At 52.9% G+C, this 20,006-nt stretch carries 13 protein-coding genes; 7 read left to right on the top strand and 6 right to left on the bottom strand.

Annotated features, from left to right (window positions below; genetic code table 11):
- The 3 genes from atoD to atoS all read right to left on the bottom strand — a co-directional run bounded on the left by atoD (window position 1) and on the right by atoS (window position 4,077).
- Window positions 1–660, bottom strand: a complete 660-nt coding sequence (gene atoD / locus FDX22_RS02665; RefSeq protein WP_135911701.1) for an acetate CoA-transferase subunit alpha — start codon at window positions 658–660, stop codon at window positions 1–3.
- Between the two features lie 196 nt (window positions 661–856).
- Window positions 857–2,242 carry an acetoacetate metabolism transcriptional regulator AtoC gene (gene atoC / locus FDX22_RS02660; RefSeq protein ID WP_146716673.1) on the bottom strand — a complete coding sequence of 462 codons (1,386 nt, stop codon included), beginning with the start codon at window positions 2,240–2,242 and terminating at the stop codon, window positions 857–859.
- Window positions 2,239–4,077, bottom strand: coding sequence for a two-component system sensor histidine kinase AtoS (atoS, locus tag FDX22_RS02655; RefSeq protein ID WP_146716672.1), 1,839 nt, complete (start codon window positions 4,075–4,077; stop codon window positions 2,239–2,241). Before atoS ends, atoC begins: the two co-directional genes overlap by 4 nt.
- A 167-nt stretch (window positions 4,078–4,244) precedes the next feature.
- Here atoS and rcsC point away from each other — a divergent pair, with 167 nt between their 5' ends.
- A complete protein-coding gene (gene rcsC / locus FDX22_RS02650; RefSeq protein WP_137399816.1) occupies window positions 4,245–7,091 on the top strand; it encodes a two-component system sensor histidine kinase RcsC in 2,847 nt (948 codons plus the stop codon).
- 113 nt (window positions 7,092–7,204) lie between these two features.
- Here the strand turns inward: rcsC and rcsB are convergent, their stop codons facing one another.
- Together rcsB and rcsD are read right to left on the bottom strand one after the other, a co-directional pair.
- On the bottom strand, window positions 7,205–7,855 hold the full coding sequence (rcsB, locus tag FDX22_RS02645) for a response regulator transcription factor RcsB (protein ID WP_045445418.1): 651 nt from the start codon (window positions 7,853–7,855) through the stop codon (window positions 7,205–7,207).
- Window positions 7,856–7,871: 16 nt separating this feature from the next.
- Complete coding sequence (rcsD, locus tag FDX22_RS02640; RefSeq protein WP_115257941.1) at window positions 7,872–10,541, bottom strand: phosphotransferase RcsD; 2,670 nt, start codon at window positions 10,539–10,541, stop codon at window positions 7,872–7,874.
- A 740-nt stretch (window positions 10,542–11,281) separates the two neighbouring features.
- On the opposite strand from rcsD, the gene FDX22_RS02635 reads away from it, so the two are divergent.
- The 6 genes from FDX22_RS02635 to mgtE all read left to right on the top strand — a co-directional run bounded on the left by FDX22_RS02635 (window position 11,282) and on the right by mgtE (window position 18,670).
- A complete protein-coding gene (locus tag FDX22_RS02635; RefSeq protein WP_135911705.1) occupies window positions 11,282–12,397 on the top strand; it encodes a porin OmpC in 1,116 nt (371 codons plus the stop codon).
- A 116-nt stretch (window positions 12,398–12,513) separates the two neighbouring features.
- Entirely contained in the window at window positions 12,514–13,569 is a 1,056-nt protein-coding gene (gene apbE / locus FDX22_RS02625) for an FAD:protein FMN transferase ApbE (protein WP_117343437.1), read from the top strand.
- Between the two features lie 79 nt (window positions 13,570–13,648).
- Complete coding sequence (gene ada, locus FDX22_RS02620) at window positions 13,649–14,713, top strand: bifunctional DNA-binding transcriptional regulator/O6-methylguanine-DNA methyltransferase Ada (RefSeq protein WP_117343438.1); 1,065 nt, start codon at window positions 13,649–13,651, stop codon at window positions 14,711–14,713.
- A complete protein-coding gene (alkB, locus tag FDX22_RS02615; RefSeq protein ID WP_096756423.1) occupies window positions 14,713–15,363 on the top strand; it encodes a DNA oxidative demethylase AlkB in 651 nt (216 codons plus the stop codon). The genes ada and alkB overlap by 1 nt, the downstream gene beginning before the upstream one ends.
- A 75-nt stretch (window positions 15,364–15,438) precedes the next feature.
- Window positions 15,439–17,082 carry a multidrug ABC transporter permease/ATP-binding protein gene (locus FDX22_RS02610; RefSeq protein WP_146716671.1) on the top strand — a complete coding sequence of 548 codons (1,644 nt, stop codon included), beginning with the start codon at window positions 15,439–15,441 and terminating at the stop codon, window positions 17,080–17,082.
- A gap of 151 nt (window positions 17,083–17,233) precedes the next feature.
- On the top strand, window positions 17,234–18,670 hold the full coding sequence (mgtE, locus tag FDX22_RS02605) for a magnesium transporter (protein ID WP_096756425.1): 1,437 nt from the start codon (window positions 17,234–17,236) through the stop codon (window positions 18,668–18,670).
- On the opposite strand, the gene FDX22_RS02600 is transcribed toward mgtE, so the two are convergent.
- Complete coding sequence (locus FDX22_RS02600; RefSeq protein ID WP_115257947.1) at window positions 18,633–19,880, bottom strand: SulP family inorganic anion transporter; 1,248 nt, start codon at window positions 19,878–19,880, stop codon at window positions 18,633–18,635. The two genes, mgtE and FDX22_RS02600, sit on opposite strands and share 38 nt — an antisense overlap.
- Between the last annotated feature and the right edge of the window lie 126 nt (window positions 19,881–20,006).

The following is a 20,006-nucleotide window of genomic DNA, read 5'->3' as shown; positions in this document are numbered from 1 at the left end:
TCAGGCCTCCAGAGGGGAAATGATGTGGTCGATAACGGCGCCGGGGGTGATTATCTGGTCAGGGAGAAGCTCACCTATTTCGACCATTTCATCCGGCTCCACCAGCGTGAGGTCGGCGGCAAGGGCGATCAGTGGGTTGAAATTGCGCGCGCTGAGTTGATAGGTGAGGTTGCCAAGCATGTCTGCGCGGTGCGCACGAATCAGCGCCAGGTCTGCACGCAACGGGCGTTCAAGCAGCCAGGTTTTGCCATCAAGCGTCAGGGTCTGCTTGCCGTCTTCGACAATGGTGCCAACGCCGGTAGGCGTCAGAAAACCGCCAAGCCCCGCGCCGCCGCAGCGGATTTGCTCTATCAGGGTACCTTGCGGCACCAGTTGAACCTCCATTTCACCGGCAATCATGCGTCGACCGGTTTCAGGATTGGTGCCAATGTGCGAAGCAATCACTTTGCTCACACGGCCATTGACGATCAGCGGCCCGATCCCGGTATCGACAAAGGCGGTATCGTTAGCGATAAGTGTCAGGTCTCTGACGCCGGACTCAAGTAAAGCTTCAACCAAACGGGGTGGGGTACCTACGCCCATAAAGCCCCCGACCATGATGGTCATGCCGTCGCGAAAGAAATGTGTAGCGTCTTGTAAGGTAAGAAGTTTTGTTTTCATTCTATTTCCCTGTTGCCTGGTCCATTTTGGGTACATCAGGGAATTGCAAGCGGGATGCCAGAATGGTGAAATAGAAAGTAATATCGTTAATTCGTTGAATCTGTAAGGTTATTTGTTCTCAGGCTATGTGATAGTGATGGGGGGGCTATGCAGAGTTTTGCGCAGTGTGCAAAATTCTGCATAGCAACTTTCTGTCTCAAACCCCTGTCGGGTCGATGTCATATTCTTGAAGTTTATACATCAGGGCGCGTCGGCTGATACCCAGCATCAGCGCCGTGCGGGTGCGGTTTCCGTCCTGTTGTTCAAGAACCTCCACGATGATCCGTTTTTCCTCGCGTTTAATTTCTTCTTTCAGGCTACGTTCCCCCGTTTGAGTGGGTTTTACTTCGGTTATTGCGCTGATGGGTGAACGGAACTGGTCGGGAAGATCGTCGGCAAAAATCACCGCGCCGGTGTTCATTACCACCGCGCGTTCAATCACATTGGAGAGTTCACGGATATTGCCCGGCCACGACCAGGCACTGAGGATCGACATTGCTGTTGGGTCGATATCGATGATATCGCGCTGATTCTCAGAACTGAATTTTTGTAAAAAATGGTTGGCCAGCAGGGCGATATCTTCCCGCCGCTCACGTAACGGTGGCAGCTGAAGGTGGATGACATTCAAACGATAAAACAGATCTTCGCGGAAAGTGCCTGCTTTCACCATTGTTTGCAGGCTACGGTTGGTGGCGGCGATAATGCGGATATCGACGCGAATGGTTTGATGCCCGCCGATGCGTTCAAATTCTCTTTCCTGCAAAATGCGCAGCAGCTTCGCCTGCAGGCCTGGTGGCATTTCGCCAATTTCATCAAGGAAAAGCGTACCCTGATGGGCGCGTTCGAATAAACCCTGGCGTAGCGTTTGCGCCCCGGTAAACGCCCCCTTTTCATGACCGAACAGCTCGCTTTCCAGTAACGATTCCGGCAGGGCGGCGCAGTTGATTTTGATAAAAGGACCGTTGGCGCGTCTGCTGTTGTAATGGATCGCCCGGGCGATCAGCTCTTTTCCGGTGCCGCTCTCACCGCTTACCAACACGCTGGCCTGCGAGAGGGCGATTTTCGCCGTATCTTTACAGATATCCTGCATTAGCGGGCTGTTGGTCAGGATATGCCCCCATTGCCAGCTGGTGCTTAGCGCTTTATGCAGGTTGCGGATCTCCTGCTTCATCGCCTGTAGCTGCAACGCGCGCTGGATAACCAGGTTAAGCTCATCCAGATCGAAAGGTTTGATCACGTAATCAAATGCGCCGCTGCGTAAGGCTTCTACCGCTGTTTCGACTTCAGCGTAAGCAGTCATCAAAATGACGGGGATACGCGGTTGCTGAGTACGCATGACTTTCAGTGCCTCAATACCGTCCATGACCGGCATGCGAATGTCCATCAACACTACGTCAGGCTGCTTTTCGTTAAACAGCGCCAGGCCAGCCTCACCGTCGCAGGCGCTGTGCGTCTCATGTCCTTGCAGAGAAAACGCGGTAGTCAGCATACGGCAAACATTGGCTTCATCATCAACGATGAGAATACGGTAGGTGGTTTTCATTCTGACGGGGGTTCCTGCGGATGAGTCGGTAAAATAAGGGTGAAGGTTGCACCGCAGCCCGGCATGCTGGCGACGCGAATATCGCCCTGATGGGCGTTAATAATCCGCTGGCTGAGGGCCAGACCAAGCCCTGTTCCCGAGGCTTTGGTGGTGAAGAACGGATCAAATATTTTTTTCTGCAGCGCAATATCGATGCCGCAGCCGTTATCCTCGATGGTCACCGCCTGTTGTGACGCCGTGTATTGCCAGGTACGGATCTTAATGTCACCGCGTGCGCTGATGGCTTGTACCGCGTTGATTAAAATGTTGAGGATCACCTGCTTAAGTAACTCGCGATCGGCAACGATCGCCGGCAGGTTGGGGTGTAACTCCGTGGTAAAATTAATGCGCGCCTGAATACCAGCGGTTTGAACCAGGATCAGCGTTTCTGCAATCAGCGTATTGAGCTGTACCTGCTGCCATTTGCTGCGTCGCGGACGAGAAAAATCCAACAGTTGCTGAATGACCCTGTTGATTGAGTCAATCTCGTTCAGCACCACGGATAAATATTCCTGATGCTCCGGCAAGGTCGTTTGTTGGCGGATAATCTGCACATAACCGCGGATTGCCGTCAGCGGATTTCTCACTTCATGAGCCACTCCGGCCATCAGTTCGCCGAGGGTGGCAAGCCGTTCAGTTTGTGCCAGTCGCCGCTGGGTCTCTTTACGGGCGGTTAAATCGGAGAAGAAAACCAATGCGCCGATCAGTTCACCGTGTGCATTATGGATCCGGCTGGAAGTGACGCTTATCTCAATGACACGGTCGCGTCCGGGAAAGCTGACTTCCTGAGCGACATGTTCGGTACCATGTTCCAGCGTATCCAGCACCGGGCTGGAAAATGGGGTGTTGGAAAAAATCCTGGCATAAGGTTGCCCGACTAACTCATGCAACGTGTAACCGGTAATTTGTTCCGCTGCGGGGTTCATCGTGGTGACATCACCCTGCCTGTCGATAGCAATCACCCCGTCGGCGGCGTTTTCAATAATCAGATCGTTAAGGGTTTTGGTTTCCAGCAGCGTTTGCGCCAGCGCATTGACGCTGCGGCTAATTTGCCCCAGTTCGCCGGGCAATTCTGGCAGTCGGGTTGGCGTCTTTTGTCCCAGCGTTAACAGACCATCGGTGATGATGTCGATATTGGCACTGAGACGGCGGGAGAACAGCACGATCAGCAACAGGCTGATGAGCAGTCCTGCCGCCAGCACGGCGACGATTCTGACGTCCATTTTTCTCGCTTGCTGGCGAATATCTTCCGTCAGTTCATTGGCCCAGATATAGCCAATAACCTCACCATGACGTTTGATCGGTAGCATTGAATTAAGGATGTCGCCGCGCACCTGTTGGCCTGAGACGACGATGGCCGACTGGGTGCTCATCACGTCACGTCCTGGGTGGTCAGGTGAGATAGTGAGTCCCACATTGCCCTGATAAAGCGCAGAAGGGGAGTAGGTGATCACGGCATCGAGGGCTTTGTGGTAGTAGCCCGCGCCCACGCCGGGAAACGCCTGTGTGATGCGCTCGGTGATGGGACCCAGCGCCTGATTAAGCGCACGAATGCGCGCGTCACGCGGCAAATTTGCATAGTCGCTAAAACGATCGCCCAAGGCATCGTTTAGCAGGGCTAACACCGATGACAGTTTTTTCTCTTTTTCAGATAAGACTGCTGAACGGCCTTCGGTTTCTACGATATAACCAATGGATATCGTCGGTACTGTCACCATCAGAATGGCCATCATGATCATTTGGTTGCGTAAACGTCGCGGGGTTAAACGACGCGTCAGCCATTTCAGGTCGGGCATTCTGACATCCGTACAAGGTATTTAAGTCAAACGACGATTATCAGGGGTTAAGATAATGTTTTCTCAGCGGTGTATCATATTCCCGTAAAGAGAGGGCATTGCGACGCCGGGCATTTACCGCTACCTTAACCACACTTATTCATACCCTGAGGCGGAGCTTCGCCCCTTTGAAATACCTTGCTTCTGTTCATGCAACCCTAAAAGTCTCACGCTACCTGTTCAGAGCGCTGGCGCTGCTGGTCTGGCTTCTGATTGCTTTTGCGAGTGTGTTCTACATTGTGAATGCGCTGCATCAGCGAGAATCGGAGATCCGTCAGGAGTTTACGCTTAGCTCCGATCAGGCGCAGCGCTACATTCAGCGCACGTCTGATGTGATCAAAGAGCTGAAATATATTGCAGAGAACCGCTTAACAGCGGAAAACGGCGTGATGTCGCTGCGGGCGCGGGATGACAAAACCGTGGTGCCCAATTTTGAGCCGCTGTTTGCTGATTCCGACTGTGCGGTGATGGGCAACGCCTGGCGTGGTTCACTGGAATCGCTGGCGTGGTTTATGCGCTACTGGCGCGACAATTTCTCCGCCGCCTATGACTTAAATCGCGTGTTTCTGATCGGCAGCGATAACCTGTGTATGGCCAACTTTGGTCTGCGTGATATGCCCGTGGAACGCGATGAGGCGTTGAAAGCGTTGCATGAACGCATCGTTAAGTACCGCAATGCGCCGCAGGACGAAAACGGCAATAACCTGTTCTGGATAAGCCAGGGGCCGCGTCCGGGCGTGGGCTATTTTTATGCGCTGACGCCGGTGTATCTGGCTAATCGCCTGCAGGCGCTGCTTGGCGTTGAGCAGCCGATTCGTATGGAAAACTTCTTCACGCCGGGTAATCTGCCGATGGGCGTGACTATCCTTGATGAAAATGGTCACGCGCTGATTTCGCTGGCTGGCCCTGAGGGGACGATCAAAGCTGAACCGCGTTGGATGCAGGAGCGTTCCTGGTTTGGTTATACGCCGGGTTTTCGCGAGCTGGTGCTGAAGAAAAATCTGCCGCCATCATCGCTCAGTATTGTGTATTCCGTCCCGGTCGATCTGGTGCTGGAACGTATTCGCATGTTGATCCTCAACGCTATTCTGTTGAATGTGCTGGTGGGTGCGGCGTTGTTTATGCTGGCACGTATGTATGAGCGACGTATTTTTATCCCTGCGGAAAGCGATGCCCAGCGTCTGGAAGAACATGAACAGTTTAACCGTAAAATTGTTGCCTCTGCGCCAGTCGGTATTTGTATTCTGCGCACTATCGACGGTATTAACATCCTGAGTAACGAGTTGGCGCATACCTATCTGAATATGTTGACCCACGAGGACAGGCAGCGGCTCACACAGATCATCTGCGGTCAGCAGGTTAATTTCGTTGATGTGCTCACCAGCAATAATACCAATCTGCAAATCAGCTTTGTGCATTCGCGCTATCGCAATGAAAACGTGGCGATTTGCGTACTGGTTGATGTTAGCGCACGTGTCAAAATGGAAGAGTCGCTGCAGGAGATGGCGCAGGCAGCGGAGCAGGCTAGCCAGTCTAAATCGATGTTCCTCGCCACGGTCAGCCATGAGCTGCGTACGCCGCTGTACGGCATTATCGGCAACCTGGATTTGCTGCAAACCAAAGAGTTGCCGAGTGGTGTCGATCGGTTGGTCACGGCGATGAACAACTCCTCCAGCCTGCTGCTGAAAATTATCAGCGATATTCTCGACTTCTCAAAAATTGAATCTGAACAGCTTAAGATTGAGCCGCGTGAGTTTTCACCGCGCGAGGTGATGAACCACATAACGGCCAACTACCTGCCGCTGGTGGTACGTAAGCAGCTGGGATTGTACTGTTTCATCGAACCGGATGTGCCGGTGGCGTTGAATGGCGATCCCATGCGCTTGCAGCAGGTGATCTCTAATCTGTTGAGCAATGCGATTAAGTTCACCGATACCGGCTGCATTGTGCTGCATGTGCAGCGTCATGGTGATTATCTCAGTATTCGCGTACGTGATACCGGCGTGGGCATTCCGGCCAAAGAAGTCGTGCGTCTGTTCGATCCGTTCTTTCAGGTCGGCACCGGCGTTCAGCGTAATTTTCAGGGGACCGGATTGGGGCTGGCGATTTGTGAAAAACTGATCAGCATGATGGATGGTGATATAGCCGTCGATTCCGAACCCGGAATGGGCAGCCAGTTTACGGTGCGTATTCCACTGTATGGTGCGCAGTATCCACTGAAGAAAAGTGTGGAAGGGCTGACCAATACCCGCTGCTGGCTGGCGGTACGTAATGCTTCACTGTATCGCTTTATCGAAGCCAGCCTGACGCGTAACGGGATGACGGTGCTGCGCTATGAAGGTCAGCAACCCGACGCTGATGACGTGCTGATTGCCGATGATGTGCAGGAACAGGCATGGCAGGGACGCGCCGCGGTGATTTTCTGTCGCCGACATATCGGCATTCCGCAGGAGAGAGCGCCGGGTGAGTGGGTGCACAGCGTGGCCTCACCGCACGAGCTGCCTGCGCTGCTGGCGCATATATATCGCGTTGAGCTGGAGGATGAAAATCTCTCCAGCGCGCTGCCTGCCCCGGATAAAATCGGCAGTACCCACGATGACATGATGATTCTGGTGGTTGACGATCATCCGATCAACCGCCGCTTGTTGGCCGATCAGTTGGGATCGTTGGGGTATCAGTGTAAAACGGCCAATGATGGTGTAGACGCACTCAATGTGCTGAGCAAAAATCATATCGATATCGTGTTGAGCGACGTCAACATGCCGAATATGGACGGTTACCGCCTGACGCAGCGCATTCGTCAGCTGGGGCTCACATTGCCGGTGGTTGGCGTAACGGCGAACGCACTGGCAGAAGAGAAGCAGCGTTGTCTGGAGTCAGGGATGGATAGTTGCTTATCCAAGCCGGTGACGTTGGATGTGCTGAAGCAGACGCTGACGGTGTATGCGGAAAGAGTGAGAAAAACGCGGGGATAAAAAATGCCGGATGGCGGCGTTTGCCTTATCCGGCCTACGGAACATACCTCAATGAGGTATCGTTCGTAGGCCGGATAAACGTAGCGCCATCAGGCATGTTGATGGAAAAGGAATCAGTCTTTGTCGGACGGGCTTAGCGTCACGGACGAGAGATAATTCAGCAGGGCGATATCGTTTTCAACGCCCAGTTTCATCATCGCGGACTTTTTCTGGCTACTGATGGTTTTAATGCTGCGGTTGAGCTTTTTGGCGATTTCAGTGACCAGGAAACCTTCCGCGAACAGGCGCAGAACTTCGCTCTCTTTCGGCGAAAGACGTTTGTCACCATACCCGCTGGCACTGATTTTCTCCAGCAAACGAGAAACGCTTTCTGGGGTAAATTTCTTGCCTTTTTGCAGCGCCGCCAGTGCTTTTGGCAGATCCGTTGGCGCACCCTGTTTCAGCACGATCCCTTCAATGTCGAGATCCAGCACCGCGCTGAGGATCGCCGGGTTGTTGTTCATGGTCAGGACGATGATCGACAGGCTTGGGAAATGGCGTTTGATGTATTTAATTAACGTGATCCCGTCACCGTATTTATCTCCCGGCATAGAGAGATCGGTTATCAACACATGCGCGTCTAATTTCGGCAAATTGTTGATCAGTGCAGTGGAGTCTTCAAATTCGCCGACAACGTTCACCCATTCGATTTGCTCAAGTGATTTACGAATACCGAACAGTACAATCGGATGGTCATCGGCAATAATTACGTTCATAGTGTTCATGTATTGGGCTACCTTGCTACAGCAAGCTCTTGACGTAAGTGTCAATGTCGCTGATGTACTTTTCTATACCTGGAGCATCTTTTTCTTGAATAAGATGTTCCAGCGCTTCACATAACTGCTTGCCGGGTACCAGATTAAGCATGGCAAACACGCCTTTCAGGCGATGGGCGGTTTGGGCTAACGCAGCGAAATCGCTGGTTTCCGCCTCAGTATACAACCTCTTAACATCATCCGGTACTGTGTCTACAAAGAGTGCATAGTAACCACTGGCATGAAGTTCGGCGTTTTCATCTCCGCCGAGGGGGATTTCCTGGATCTCTTCCTGCGCCAGCTGCTCTTCTATTAGCTCGAGGACAGCTTCCTGCATAGCATTGCTCATATTAAAGTTGACGCGCAGCTGACCAGGGCCAATTTTGCGTACGCCAGACTCATCATCGCTTAAAAGCAAGCCCGAGGCAGTAAGATTAGACGGATTATCAGTTAAAAAGAGATCATATTCTTGACTACTCAACCGTTCATCGGGCGTGATGCAGGTGGCTCCCCAGTTTTCTAACTGACGTAATACGATGCTACGTACCTCACTGGAGGTGACATCAACCATTACGCAGACGTCATCCAACAGGCGCTCTTCAATGTCAGCATGTTGGTCATGCAGCGGCATTTTAACATGGACGATATAACGCGTTCCAAGTTCTTCACGCGCTTTGATATTCAGGTGCCCGCCCAGTTTACGGGCCAGCTGATCGCATAGCCAAAACGTCAGCGGGTTGGCTTTGCCATAGCGATCGCCCTGCGTTTCATTGATGAACGGAAAATGTAGATTATCAATTTCATTCAACGTTACGCCTTCACCAGTATCCAGAATACGGAAGGTAAGGCGCTCTGCCTCTGATTCATCCTGGTCAACTTCGAGGGTAATTTTCCCAATTTGCGTGGTGGTTACCGCGTATTGAATCAACAGCAGCAGAATACGGCGCAGGGCGTCACGGTCGCCGCGGCGTTCATCGCTGGCGCTGAGGTTATTTTTAATCAGCAGCTGCAGGCCTTTGCGTTTAATGACCGGCAGAACGTCAGGCACCACTTCATCAATTAACGTTTGAACGGAGAACAGCGTGGACTCGCTTTTCCAGCTGTCGCTCTCGAGAATATTGGCCAACTGAATTTCATCAACCATTTGCACCAGCACATCGGCCTGATTTGCCAGTTTTTGGCTGTCAGGCGTATTGAGTGCGGCGGCATTAACGGCCAGTATTCTGGCCGGATCTTTCAGGGCACTGCCGATATTCTGCATAAATGCGGCGCGGGCCTGCTGATTTTTCTCATACAGGCGCTGGGCTTGTTTCAGTTTTTTATTCACCAGCACTTCTTTGTCCTGGTCGCGAATAATAAAGATCTGCGTACGCGGTGATATCTGGCTGCGGAACAGTCGGATTTCATACAGTTCATTATTAATGGTGGCCTGGATCACGCCCTGATGCTGCTCAGCCATGCTAGTTATGTTTTGCAAATTCAAATGCGGCAGCAGGTGGTCGGCAATTTTATTGCTGATGACCGTACGGTTAGCCTCCTGGTCGTGCACCAATAAGCCCAGCGGCAGCAGTGAAACAATCTCTTCGTTGATTGCTCGCAAAACGCGTAATTCATTATTGGCGGCAAGGTTTGGCGCTACGTCGGTCGAGCGGGCAGGGAGGTGGCGAAAGGTGGTATAGCCAAACAACGCCAGTGCCAGCAATGCGATGTTCAGCAACAGCGGCAGCAGGATATTTTGCAAGGTGTCGAGCAGCAATGAACCGAACGGGACCTGCCAGACCAGTCGCATATCCGTTGAGTTTAGCGCCGATGAAATCTCAATTTTGGCGTTATTGAAGCTGATACTGACGCTGTCAGGCGACTCTTTTTCATTACTGTGCTCGACCGTTGAGGTGGCATCAGGTTCCAGATGAAAACTGTCCAGCGGCATGCCTGGTGGGATCAGATCATTAATGGGCAGGTCAAACGCCACCACGGTGGCCAGATGTCCCGGCTGATTAAAGGTGGTACGCAGTGTGAAGTAATGGCCGTTTTGCCAGACCAGGCGGCGCAGTGAGGAGAAGCTTTCACGTTCATCCAGCGCATTGGCCTGCTGTAGCATTTCTGCGCGGCGCGAATCGACGATATTACCAATCGTCGACTCTTTAAAGCCGGAGGTCAGATCTTTCAGTGGCAACGTCGAAATCAGGATCAGGCTGTTGTCCTGGCCATTGAGATAATACATTGACCATGGGACATTCTCGGCTCCCCACAGGGTATCCAGGTAGGTTGAGATACGCTGGGTCATCTCCAGCGTTGAGCTGTCATGCGAGCCAAAAATAAGCGCTTCGGTTTTTCTGCGTGGTTTCTCAAGATAGTAGATATCTTGTTTCAAACGGGTTTCTTGTAGTCCATCCGCTGTGGCGGATTGCGGGGTGGCGGCAATATTGTCATAAATTTGCCACGTGACGTACCGCCAGGTATCTACTCGTTTATGGATGGCATGCGTGATATCGACAATCTGATAGCTCTTATCTTTTAGCCAGGTGTTGACCGCGCTCTGGACCATCACACCCATCATCACTAACAGCACAACGATCAGTAATAAGAAGAAACGGGTAATACTTCCCGGAAGTAGGGAAAATCGGGTAGAAGCCGTTGTGTCTGACTGACTCATTCGTGTTTAAGACCTGTTAGAACGATGCTTAAGATGAAGGGGCAGTATAAAGGGTAATGGATGAATTGCCATACTCTCGCAGCACTGGACGCATGGCATGTGTTTACCGCACATCTTGCTTCGTCACGGCGTGGTCAATCTGTACAGTCCACCGTGTCAGGTACAAATAGAAATTTTGAACCTAAGAAATTAGCATTAAATAACAAGAAATTATTAGATAAGCTTAGGTGTGATTAATACACAAAGAAATAGTTAATAATTGTTATAGTTTTTGGTTGGTAGCACAGGACTGTCAGTTTTGTGTAAATTAGGGTAAAAAAAAACCGAACGCAGAGCATTCGGTTGAAATAGGGGTAAACAGACATTCAAGAATGAATGACGGTAATAAATAAAGTTAATGATGATAGCAGTGCTATTTTAGTTGCGAGTGAAGATTTTGTTTTGTCATTCAGTGCTATGAGTTTTTTGAATGCAATTAGTTGATTTATATCGCTATCTGTATATTTCTTGACTATTCGTGCTTATTTTGCTCATTTTTTGATTTTTAAAAAGTTCCCTGATACTAACATTTTGAAACATCTATGTAGATAAATGAAACACCTTTAAAGTTTTAGTATCATATTCGTGTTGGATTATTCTGTGTTTTTGCGGAGAATGAAGTTGCCGACTGGTTAATGAACGTAATCAGTATGCAGTGGCATAAAAAAAGCAATAAAGGCATATAACAGAGGGTTAATAACATGAAAGTCAAAGTACTGTCCCTCCTGGTCCCAGCTCTGCTGGTAGCAGGTACCGCGAATGCGGCTGAAATTTACAACAAAGACGGCAACAAATTAGACCTGTACGGTAAAGTCGACGGTCTGCACTATTTCTCCGATAACAAAGGTGATGATGGTGACAAGACTTACATGCGTATCGGCTTCAAAGGCGAAACTCAGGTTAACGACCAACTGACCGGTTACGGCCAGTGGGAATACCAGATTCAAGGTAACGCGGCTGAAAGTGAAAACAACTCCTGGACCCGTGTGGCGTTTGCGGGTCTGAAATTCGCTGATGCCGGTTCTTTCGACTACGGTCGTAACTACGGCGTGGTTTACGACGTAACGTCCTGGACCGACGTTCTGCCGGAATTCGGTGGTGACACCTACGGTGCTGACAACTTCATGCAGCAGCGTGGTAACGGCTTCGCGACCTACCGTAACACCGATTTCTTCGGCCTGGTTGATGGTCTGAACTTTGCCATTCAGTACCAGGGCAAAAACGGTAGCGTGAGCGGCGAAGACGAGAACGGCAGAACGTTCACTGGCGTGACCAACAACGGTCGTGATGCACTGCGTCAGAATGGCGACGGTGTTGGCGGATCGATCACGTATGATATCGGTGAAGGCTTCGCGCTGGGTACCGCAGTCACCAGCTCCAAACGTACTGACGAGCAGAACCGTTTAAACTTCGGTACTGGCGATCGTGCTGAAACCTACACCGGTGGTCTGAAATACGACGCGAACAACGTGTACCTGGCAGCACAGTACACCCAGACCTACAACGCAACGCGTGCAGGTGATTTAGGCTGGGCTAACAAAGCGCAGAACTTCGAAGCCGTTGCACAGTACCAGTTCGACTTCGGTCTGCGTCCGTCCGTGGCTTACCTGCAGTCCAAAGGTAAAGACCTGGGTCGTGGTTATGGCGACGAAGACATCCTGAAATATGTTGATGTTGGCGCGACTTACTACTTCAACAAAAACATGTCTACCTATGTTGATTACAAAATCAACCTGCTGGATGACAACAACTTCACCCGTGATGCGGGTATCTCTACCGATGATATCGTAGCGCTGGGTCTGGTTTACCAGTTCTAATCTGCGTTCATTGTTATTAAAAGGCCCTGCGGGGCCTTTTTTAATGCCGTTATTCCGGCGTACAGGCAACCCTTTTTGGTGTACTCTTGCGTCCGTTCGCATGAGGATAATCACGTATGGATATGAATTTTTGCCGCGCAGCCCTGTTGGCTGTGACGATCTTTTTTGTCGGCTGCGATAACGCACCAAAGCCGGTTCAGACCACACCGCCTGCGGCCACCGTACTGGAAGGCAAAACGATGGGCACCTTCTGGCGGGTTAGCGTGGTGAACGTTGATGCTAAACGCGCCGAAGAACTGCGGGTCAAGATCCAGACGCAGCTTGATGCTGACGATCAGCTGCTCTCTACCTATAAAAACGATTCTGCGCTGATGCGTTTTAACTTGTCGAAAAGCCTGTCGCCCTGGCCGGTCAACGATGCCATGGCGGATATCATCACCTCGGCGCTACGTATTGGCGCGAAAACCGATGGCGCGATGGACATCACCGTCGGCCCGTTGGTTAACCTGTGGGGATTTGGTCCGGACAAGCAGCCGCTGCATATCCCCACGCAGGCACAAATTGATGCCGCAAAAGCACAAACCGGGCTGCAGCACCTGAGCGTAATCAATGACACGCGGCAGAACTATCTGCAGAAAGATCTACCGGATCTGTATGTCGATCTCTCTACCGTTGGTGAAGGTTATGCTGCCGATCATCTGGCCCGACTGATGGAGCAGGAGGGGATCGCCCGTTATCTGGTGTCCGTTGGTGGGGCGCTGAACAGCCGGGGGATGAACGCCGAGGGACGTCCGTGGCGAGTAGCGATCCAGAAACCCACCGATCGGGAAAACGCGGTGCAGGCGGTTGTAGATATTAACGGTCATGGCATCAGCACGTCCGGGAGTTATCGCAATTATTACGAACTGGACGGAAAGCGTCTGTCGCATGTTATCGATCCGCAAACCGGTCGGCCAATTGAGCATAATCTGGTCTCGGTGACAGTGATTGCGCCTACGGCACTGGAGGCCGACGGCTGGGATACCGGGCTGATGGTGCTCGGCACGGATAAAGCCAAAGAGGTGGTGCGTCGTGAAGGGCTGGCGGTTTATATGATCTTCAAAGAAGGCGAGGGGTTTAAAACCTGGATGTCGCCGCAGTTCGAAAGCTTTCTGGTCAGCGATAAAAATTAAAAAGCAAGATTGCAGGTTTTTATGCCCTGCAATGCGGACACACTGAGGCTAAGCACTATGCTTAACAAAGGAGTCCATTATGAATAATCTTCAACGCGTAACCGATGAGGACCGTTGGCAGTCTGTGTTACAGCGTGACGCGGACGCTGACGGTCAGTTTGTTTTTGCCGTACAGACCACGGGTATCTTTTGTCGACCGTCATGTCGGGCTAAACATGCGCTGCGTAAAAATGTCCGTTTCTTTGCCGATGCCGGGCAGGCGTTAGCGGCAGGATTTCGTCCCTGCAAACGCTGTCAGCCGGATAAAGCCAACGCGCAGCAGCAGCGGCTGGAGAAGATTAGCCTGGCGTGCCAGCTGTTAGAGCAGGAGTCGCCGCTCACGCTGGAGGCTTTAGCCCAGCAAGTGGCGATGAGCCCGTTTCATCTACATCGTCTGTTTAAAGCTACGACGGGCATGACGCCGAAAGCGTGGCAGCAGTCCTGGCGCGTCAGGCGTTTGCGTGACGCGCTGGCGAAAGGCGCACCGGTGACCCAGGCGATTTTGAATGCCGGCTTCCCCGACAGCAGCAGCTATTACCGTAAAGCGGATGGAGCGCTGGGCATGACGGCAAAGCAGTTTCGTCAAGGCGGCGATAAGCTGGCGATTCGCTATACCGTGGCGGACTGCGCACTGGGCCGCTGCCTGGTAGCGGAAAGTGAACGCGGTATCTGCGCAATTTTACTCGGCGACGACGATGCAACGCTGGTATCTGAGCTGCATGAACTGTTTCCTGCAGCACGTGGTGTGCCTGCGGATCCCGATTTTCAACAGCGTGTGCGCGAAGTGATCGCGGTCATTAACTCACGCAATACCCCATTGTCGCTGCCGCTGGATATTCGGGGAACCGCGTTTCAGCAGCAGGTGTGGCAGGCGCTGCGTGACATTCCCTGTGGCGAAACGGTGAGCTACCAGCAGTTGGCGAATGCCGTGGGGAAACCGAAAGCGGTGCGCGCTGTGGCGAGTGCCTGCGGAGCAAATAAGCTGGCGATTGTGATCCCGTGTCATCGGGTGATCCGCGGCGATGGCGCGCTTTCGGGTTATCGCTGGGGCGTCGCCCGCAAGGCGCAACTGCTGCACCGTGAAACCACAGGTGAGGACAGATAATGCTCGATCTCTTTGCGCAGGCAAAACCCTGGCAGGAGCCGCTGGCGTCCGGTGCGGTCATTTTGCGCCGTTTTGCGTTTGATGCCGCGCCTTCTTTATTACAGGAAATGGCGGTTGTCGTCAGACAATCGCCGTTTCGCCAGATGGTGACCCCCGGCGGATATACGATGTCGGTGGCGATGACCAACTGTGGTCAATTGGGGTGGACGACCGATCAGCATGGCTACCTCTATTCTCCGGTCGATCCGTTGACCGGTAGCGCCTGGCCGCGTTTACCTGACGTTTTTGCCGAACTGTGTCAACAGGCGGCGACCGCTGCGGGCTATCCCGATTTCCGACCAGATGCCTGTTTGATCAACCGCTATACGCCAGGGGCAAAACTGTCGTTGCATCAGGATAAAGACGAACCCGACCTGCAAGCGCCCATTGTTTCTGTCTCGCTGGGCCTGCCGGCAATCTTTCAGTTCGGTGGTCTGAAGCGCAACGATCCGTTAAAGCGGCTGCTGCTGGAACACGGTGATGTGGTGGTGTGGGGCGGGAAATCGCGCTTGTTTTATCATGGTATACAGCCGCTTAAGACTGGCTACCATCCGTTGACAACGGACTGCCGTTACAATCTGACTTTTCGCCGGGCGAGTAAAGAAGAATAAAAATAAGAATTATTATTGCTGTCGGCGAAGAGATGTTTAAACTGCGGGCTGTTATTACTTGTCCGGGTTGAACACATGGAACTTTTACTTCTTGTCTGGCGGCAGTATCGCTGGCCATTTATCAGCGTCATGGCGCTCAGCCTTGCCAGTGCTGCGTTGGGGATTGGGCTGATTGCGTTTATCAACCAGCGCCTGATTGAAACGGTCGACACCACGCTTATGGTGCTGCCGGAGTTTCTCGGCCTGCTGCTGTTGCTGATGATCGTGACCCTTGGTTCACAGCTGGCGTTGACCACGCTGGGACACCACTTTGTCTACCGTCTGCGTAGCGAATTTATCAAACGTATTCTGGATACTCACGTCGAGCGCATCGAACAGCTCGGTAGCGCCGCGTTGCTGGCTGGTTTAACCAGCGATATCCGCAATATCACCATCGCCTTTGTCCGCCTGCCGGAGCTGGTGCAGGGGATTATATTGACCGTCGGGTCTGCGGCATATCTGGCGATGCTGTCGACCAAAATGTTGCTGGTGACGGCAATCTGGATGGCGATCACCATCTGGGGTGGATTTGTGCTGGTGGCGCGGGTGTACAAACACATGGCCACGTTGCGTGAAACCGAAGACAAGCTGTACAGCGATTACCAGACGGTGCTGGAAGGGCGCAAAGAGCTGACCCTTAACCGTGAACGTGCTGAGCATATTTTTAATCAACTGTACGTCCCGGATGCCAAAGAGTACCGCCACCATATTATTCGTGCCGATACCTTCCACCTGAGCGCGGTCAACTGGTCGAACATTATGATGTTGGGTGCCATTGGCCTGGTGTTCTGGATGGCTAACAGCCTCGGCTGGGCGGATACCAACGTCGCGGCAACCTATTCGCTGACGCTGCTGTTCCTGCGTACGCCGCTGCTGTCTGCCGTTGGCGCGCTGCCCACGCTGCTCACCGCCCAGGTGGCGTTTAATAAACTGAATAAATTTGCACTGGCACCGTTTAAGGCTGAATTCCCTCGTCCTACTGCATTCCCAAACTGGAAAACGCTCGAGCTACGTAACGTAGTTTTCCACTATCAGGACAATGCTTTCTCCGTTGGGCCGGTCAATCTGACCATTCACCGTGGCGAGCTGATCTTCCTGATTGGCGGCAATGGCAGCGGGAAATCTACGCTGGCCATGTTACTGACTGGGTTATACCAGCCGCAGTCTGGCGAGATCCTGCTCGACGGTAAGGCGGTGGCGGTCGACAAACCTGAAGACTACCGCAAGCTGTTCTCCGCCGTGTTTACCGACGTCTGGCTGTTTGACAAACTGCTGGGGCCGGAAGGTCAATCGGCCAACCCGGCGCTGGTCGATAAGTGGCTGGAACATCTGCAGATGGCGCACAAGCTGGAGTTGAACGACGGGCGCATTCTGAATCTTAAGCTGTCGAAAGGGCAGAAAAAACGCGTGGCACTGCTGCTGGCGTTAGCCGAGGAACGCGACATTATTCTGCTGGATGAATGGGCTGCCGATCAGGACCCGCACTTCCGGCGCGAATTCTACCAGGTGCTGTTGCCGTTGATGCAAGAGATGGGCAAAACCATTTTTGCCATTAGTCACGATGATCACTACTTTATTCATGCCGATCGCTTGCTTGAGATGCGCAATGGCCAACTGACTGAGCTGTTGGGCGACGATCGCGACGCTGCCTCGCGTGATGCCGTCGCACGTACTGCCTGAATCGGTGAGTTGTTACCCGATGGCACTACGCTTATCGGGCCTATAACTCCGCGTGCCGCCGGTTTTTTATCCATCCGGCGGCTTCGTTTATTGTTATTTACATAATTCGGCATCATGATTAATGATATTTCATATCATGGATTTATGATTGATGTCCGTAATAAACAAAAATAGCGCCAGGCTACGTGATGAAGAACGTGCCCGCCTGATCTGGCTGCTGACCACTGATAAAGCCATTATTTCAACGCTGTTGGGCAAGCTTACCCTGGCTGAGCAATATGACGTCGGTACGCTTGCCGACGATATTGCTGAGGTAGGGGCGCTGGTGGAGCATTTGCCGCCACCCGATCTGGCCGATACCCTCGAAGCATTACCCTCCGAAGAGCGTCACGCGCTGTGGCGGCTGATCCAAAGCGACAAGCGTGGTTATGTGTTGCTGGAGGCGTCTGAAAACGTCTGGGACGATCTGATCGATGAAATGTCGGACCGGGAATTGCTCGACGCGCTGCAATACCTCGACATCGACGAGCAGATTTACGTGGTGCAGCATTTACCGCGTAACCTGACCGGTCGACTGCTGGCGACGTTACCGGCGGAAGAGCGGGCGCGCGTGCGCCAGGTGATGCACTACGAGAAGAATCGCGTCGGTGCGATCATGGAGTTCGAGGTCATTACCGTGCGCCCGGACGTGACGCTGGAGGTGGTACAACGCTACCTGCGACGGCTGGGTAAAATGCCGGAGAACACCGATAAACTCTTCGTCACCGACCGCAATAAAGTGCTGGTGGGCGAGCTGACGTTAACCCGTATTCTGCTCAATGACGTGCAACGCAAAGTCAGTGAGGTGATGGAAGACGATCCGCTCACCTTTGCTCCGGAAGATATCGCCGAGCACGCCGCGCGTACCTTTGAACGTGATAACCTGGTCAGTGCGGCGGTGGTGGACCCAACCGGCAAGCTGATGGGGCGTTTAACCATCGATGAGATCGTCGATGTGGTGTATGAAGAAACGGACACCGATCTGCGCCGAATGGGGGGCTTAAGCGCCGGAGAAGATGTCTTTGCCCCGGTTACCAAAGCGGTAAAAACCCGTTGGGCCTGGCTGGCCGTTAATCTCTGTACCGCATTTATCGCATCGCGCGTCATCGACGGTTTTGAACACACGATTTCACAGCTGGTGGCGCTGGCCTCGCTCATGCCCATCGTGGCGGGGATCGGCGGCAATACCGGTAATCAGACCATCACCATGATTGTCCGCGCGCTGGCGCTGCAAAACATTCAGCCAGGAAACCTGACGTTCCTGATCCTGCGCGAAATGGGCGTGGCGGTGATTAACGGGCTGGTCTGGGGCGGGATTATGGGCGGCATCACCTGGTGGTTGTACGATGACATGGCGCTCGGCGGCGTGATGACCCTGGCAATGATGCTTAATCTGTTAATGGCAGCGCTGATGGGGGTGATTATTCCAATGACCATGGTCAAGCTGGGGCGCGACCCGGCGATCGGCTCAAGCGTGATGATCACCGCTATTACCGACACCGGCGGGTTCTTTATTTTTCTCGGTCTGGCGACGCTGTTTTTGGTGTAGTCGGGCGTTTGCCTCTGACGATGCGTGGCAGGACCAGCATCGTCAATACCCCGGCAACCACGCCAATAGCCAGGTTGCCGGTCGACACCGTTGCAGCAACGGTAATCAGCATCACCAGCGTTTCGCTGACCGGCATTTTCGCCAGTGTCGCTGGCTGAATGCTGTGCCAGCTGAACGTTTTCACCGCCACAATGACCATAATACCTGCCAGCACTGACATGGGGATTTTTGCCATCATGTCGCTTAACGCAGTGACCAACAGCAGCAAGACCAGCCCAGCGGCGAACGTGGAGACGCGGCTGCGTCCTTTACCCATCTCAACGTTAACAATCGTTTGACCAATCATCGCGCATCCGGCGATACCGCCATATAACCCGGCCAGAATATTGGCTATCCCCAGCCCCGTACTTTCACGATTTTTATTCGAGGGCGTGACCGTCAGATCGTCAACCAGTCGGGCGGTAAGCAGCGACTCCATCAAGCCGACAAAGGCAATACTCAGCGCGCAGGGCCAGATAATCGCCAACGTGTGCAGGTTGAGAGGCACCAACAGCTGCGTGAATCCGGGTAATCCACCGCTCAATGAGCCTTCGTCACCGACGGTAGGCAACAACTGCCCGCTGGTCACAGTGAAGACCGTCAGCAGCACGATGGCAATCAGCGGCGCGGGAATACTTTTAATAAACCGCGGTACCCACAGCACGATAAGCAGCGTCAGAACAAACAGCCCCCAAATCAACGGGCTTTTACTCCAGAAGTGCGGAACCTGAGCAAAGAAGATCAAGATGCCTAGCGCGTTAACAAAGCCGGTCATCACGGCCCCAGGGATAAAACGCATCAGTCGTGCCATCCCCAATACACCAAACAGGATTTGGATAACCCCGGCCAGCAGCACCGCGGGCAGGATGTACTGTACGCCGTGCTGATGCACCATTGGGCCAATCACCAGCGCCACCGATCCGGCTGCGGCGGTAACCATGGCCGGACGTCCGCCTAAAAAGGACATCGCCAGACACAGGACAACCGAGGCTATCAGGCTGACTTTGGGGTCTACGCCGGCGATAACAGAAAAAGAGATCACTTCCGGGATCAGCGCCAGCGCCGTGACCACGCCGGCCAGTGTTTCGCGCATCAGCAGGCGGGGTTGACGCAGCACAACGCCGACGGAATGTTCCGCCACGGCGGCAGGGGATGAATCAGTCGCAGACATAGTTACTCTCAGGTCAGAAATGGCCTGATAACAGCAGACCGGCAGGCATCCGTGCGGTGAATAGCAAAGCGCTGCATAGTACCCGCCTGACGGGTAGGTTTCCAGAAATGATTGTCAATAACCGTA

This window comes from Citrobacter sp. TBCS-14 (assembly GCF_005280805.1).
Taxonomy (GTDB): domain Bacteria; phylum Pseudomonadota; class Gammaproteobacteria; order Enterobacterales; family Enterobacteriaceae; genus Citrobacter; species Citrobacter gillenii.
Note: the sequence above shows the minus strand (reverse complement) of the source record. Positions and strands in the feature narration are given on the sequence as shown.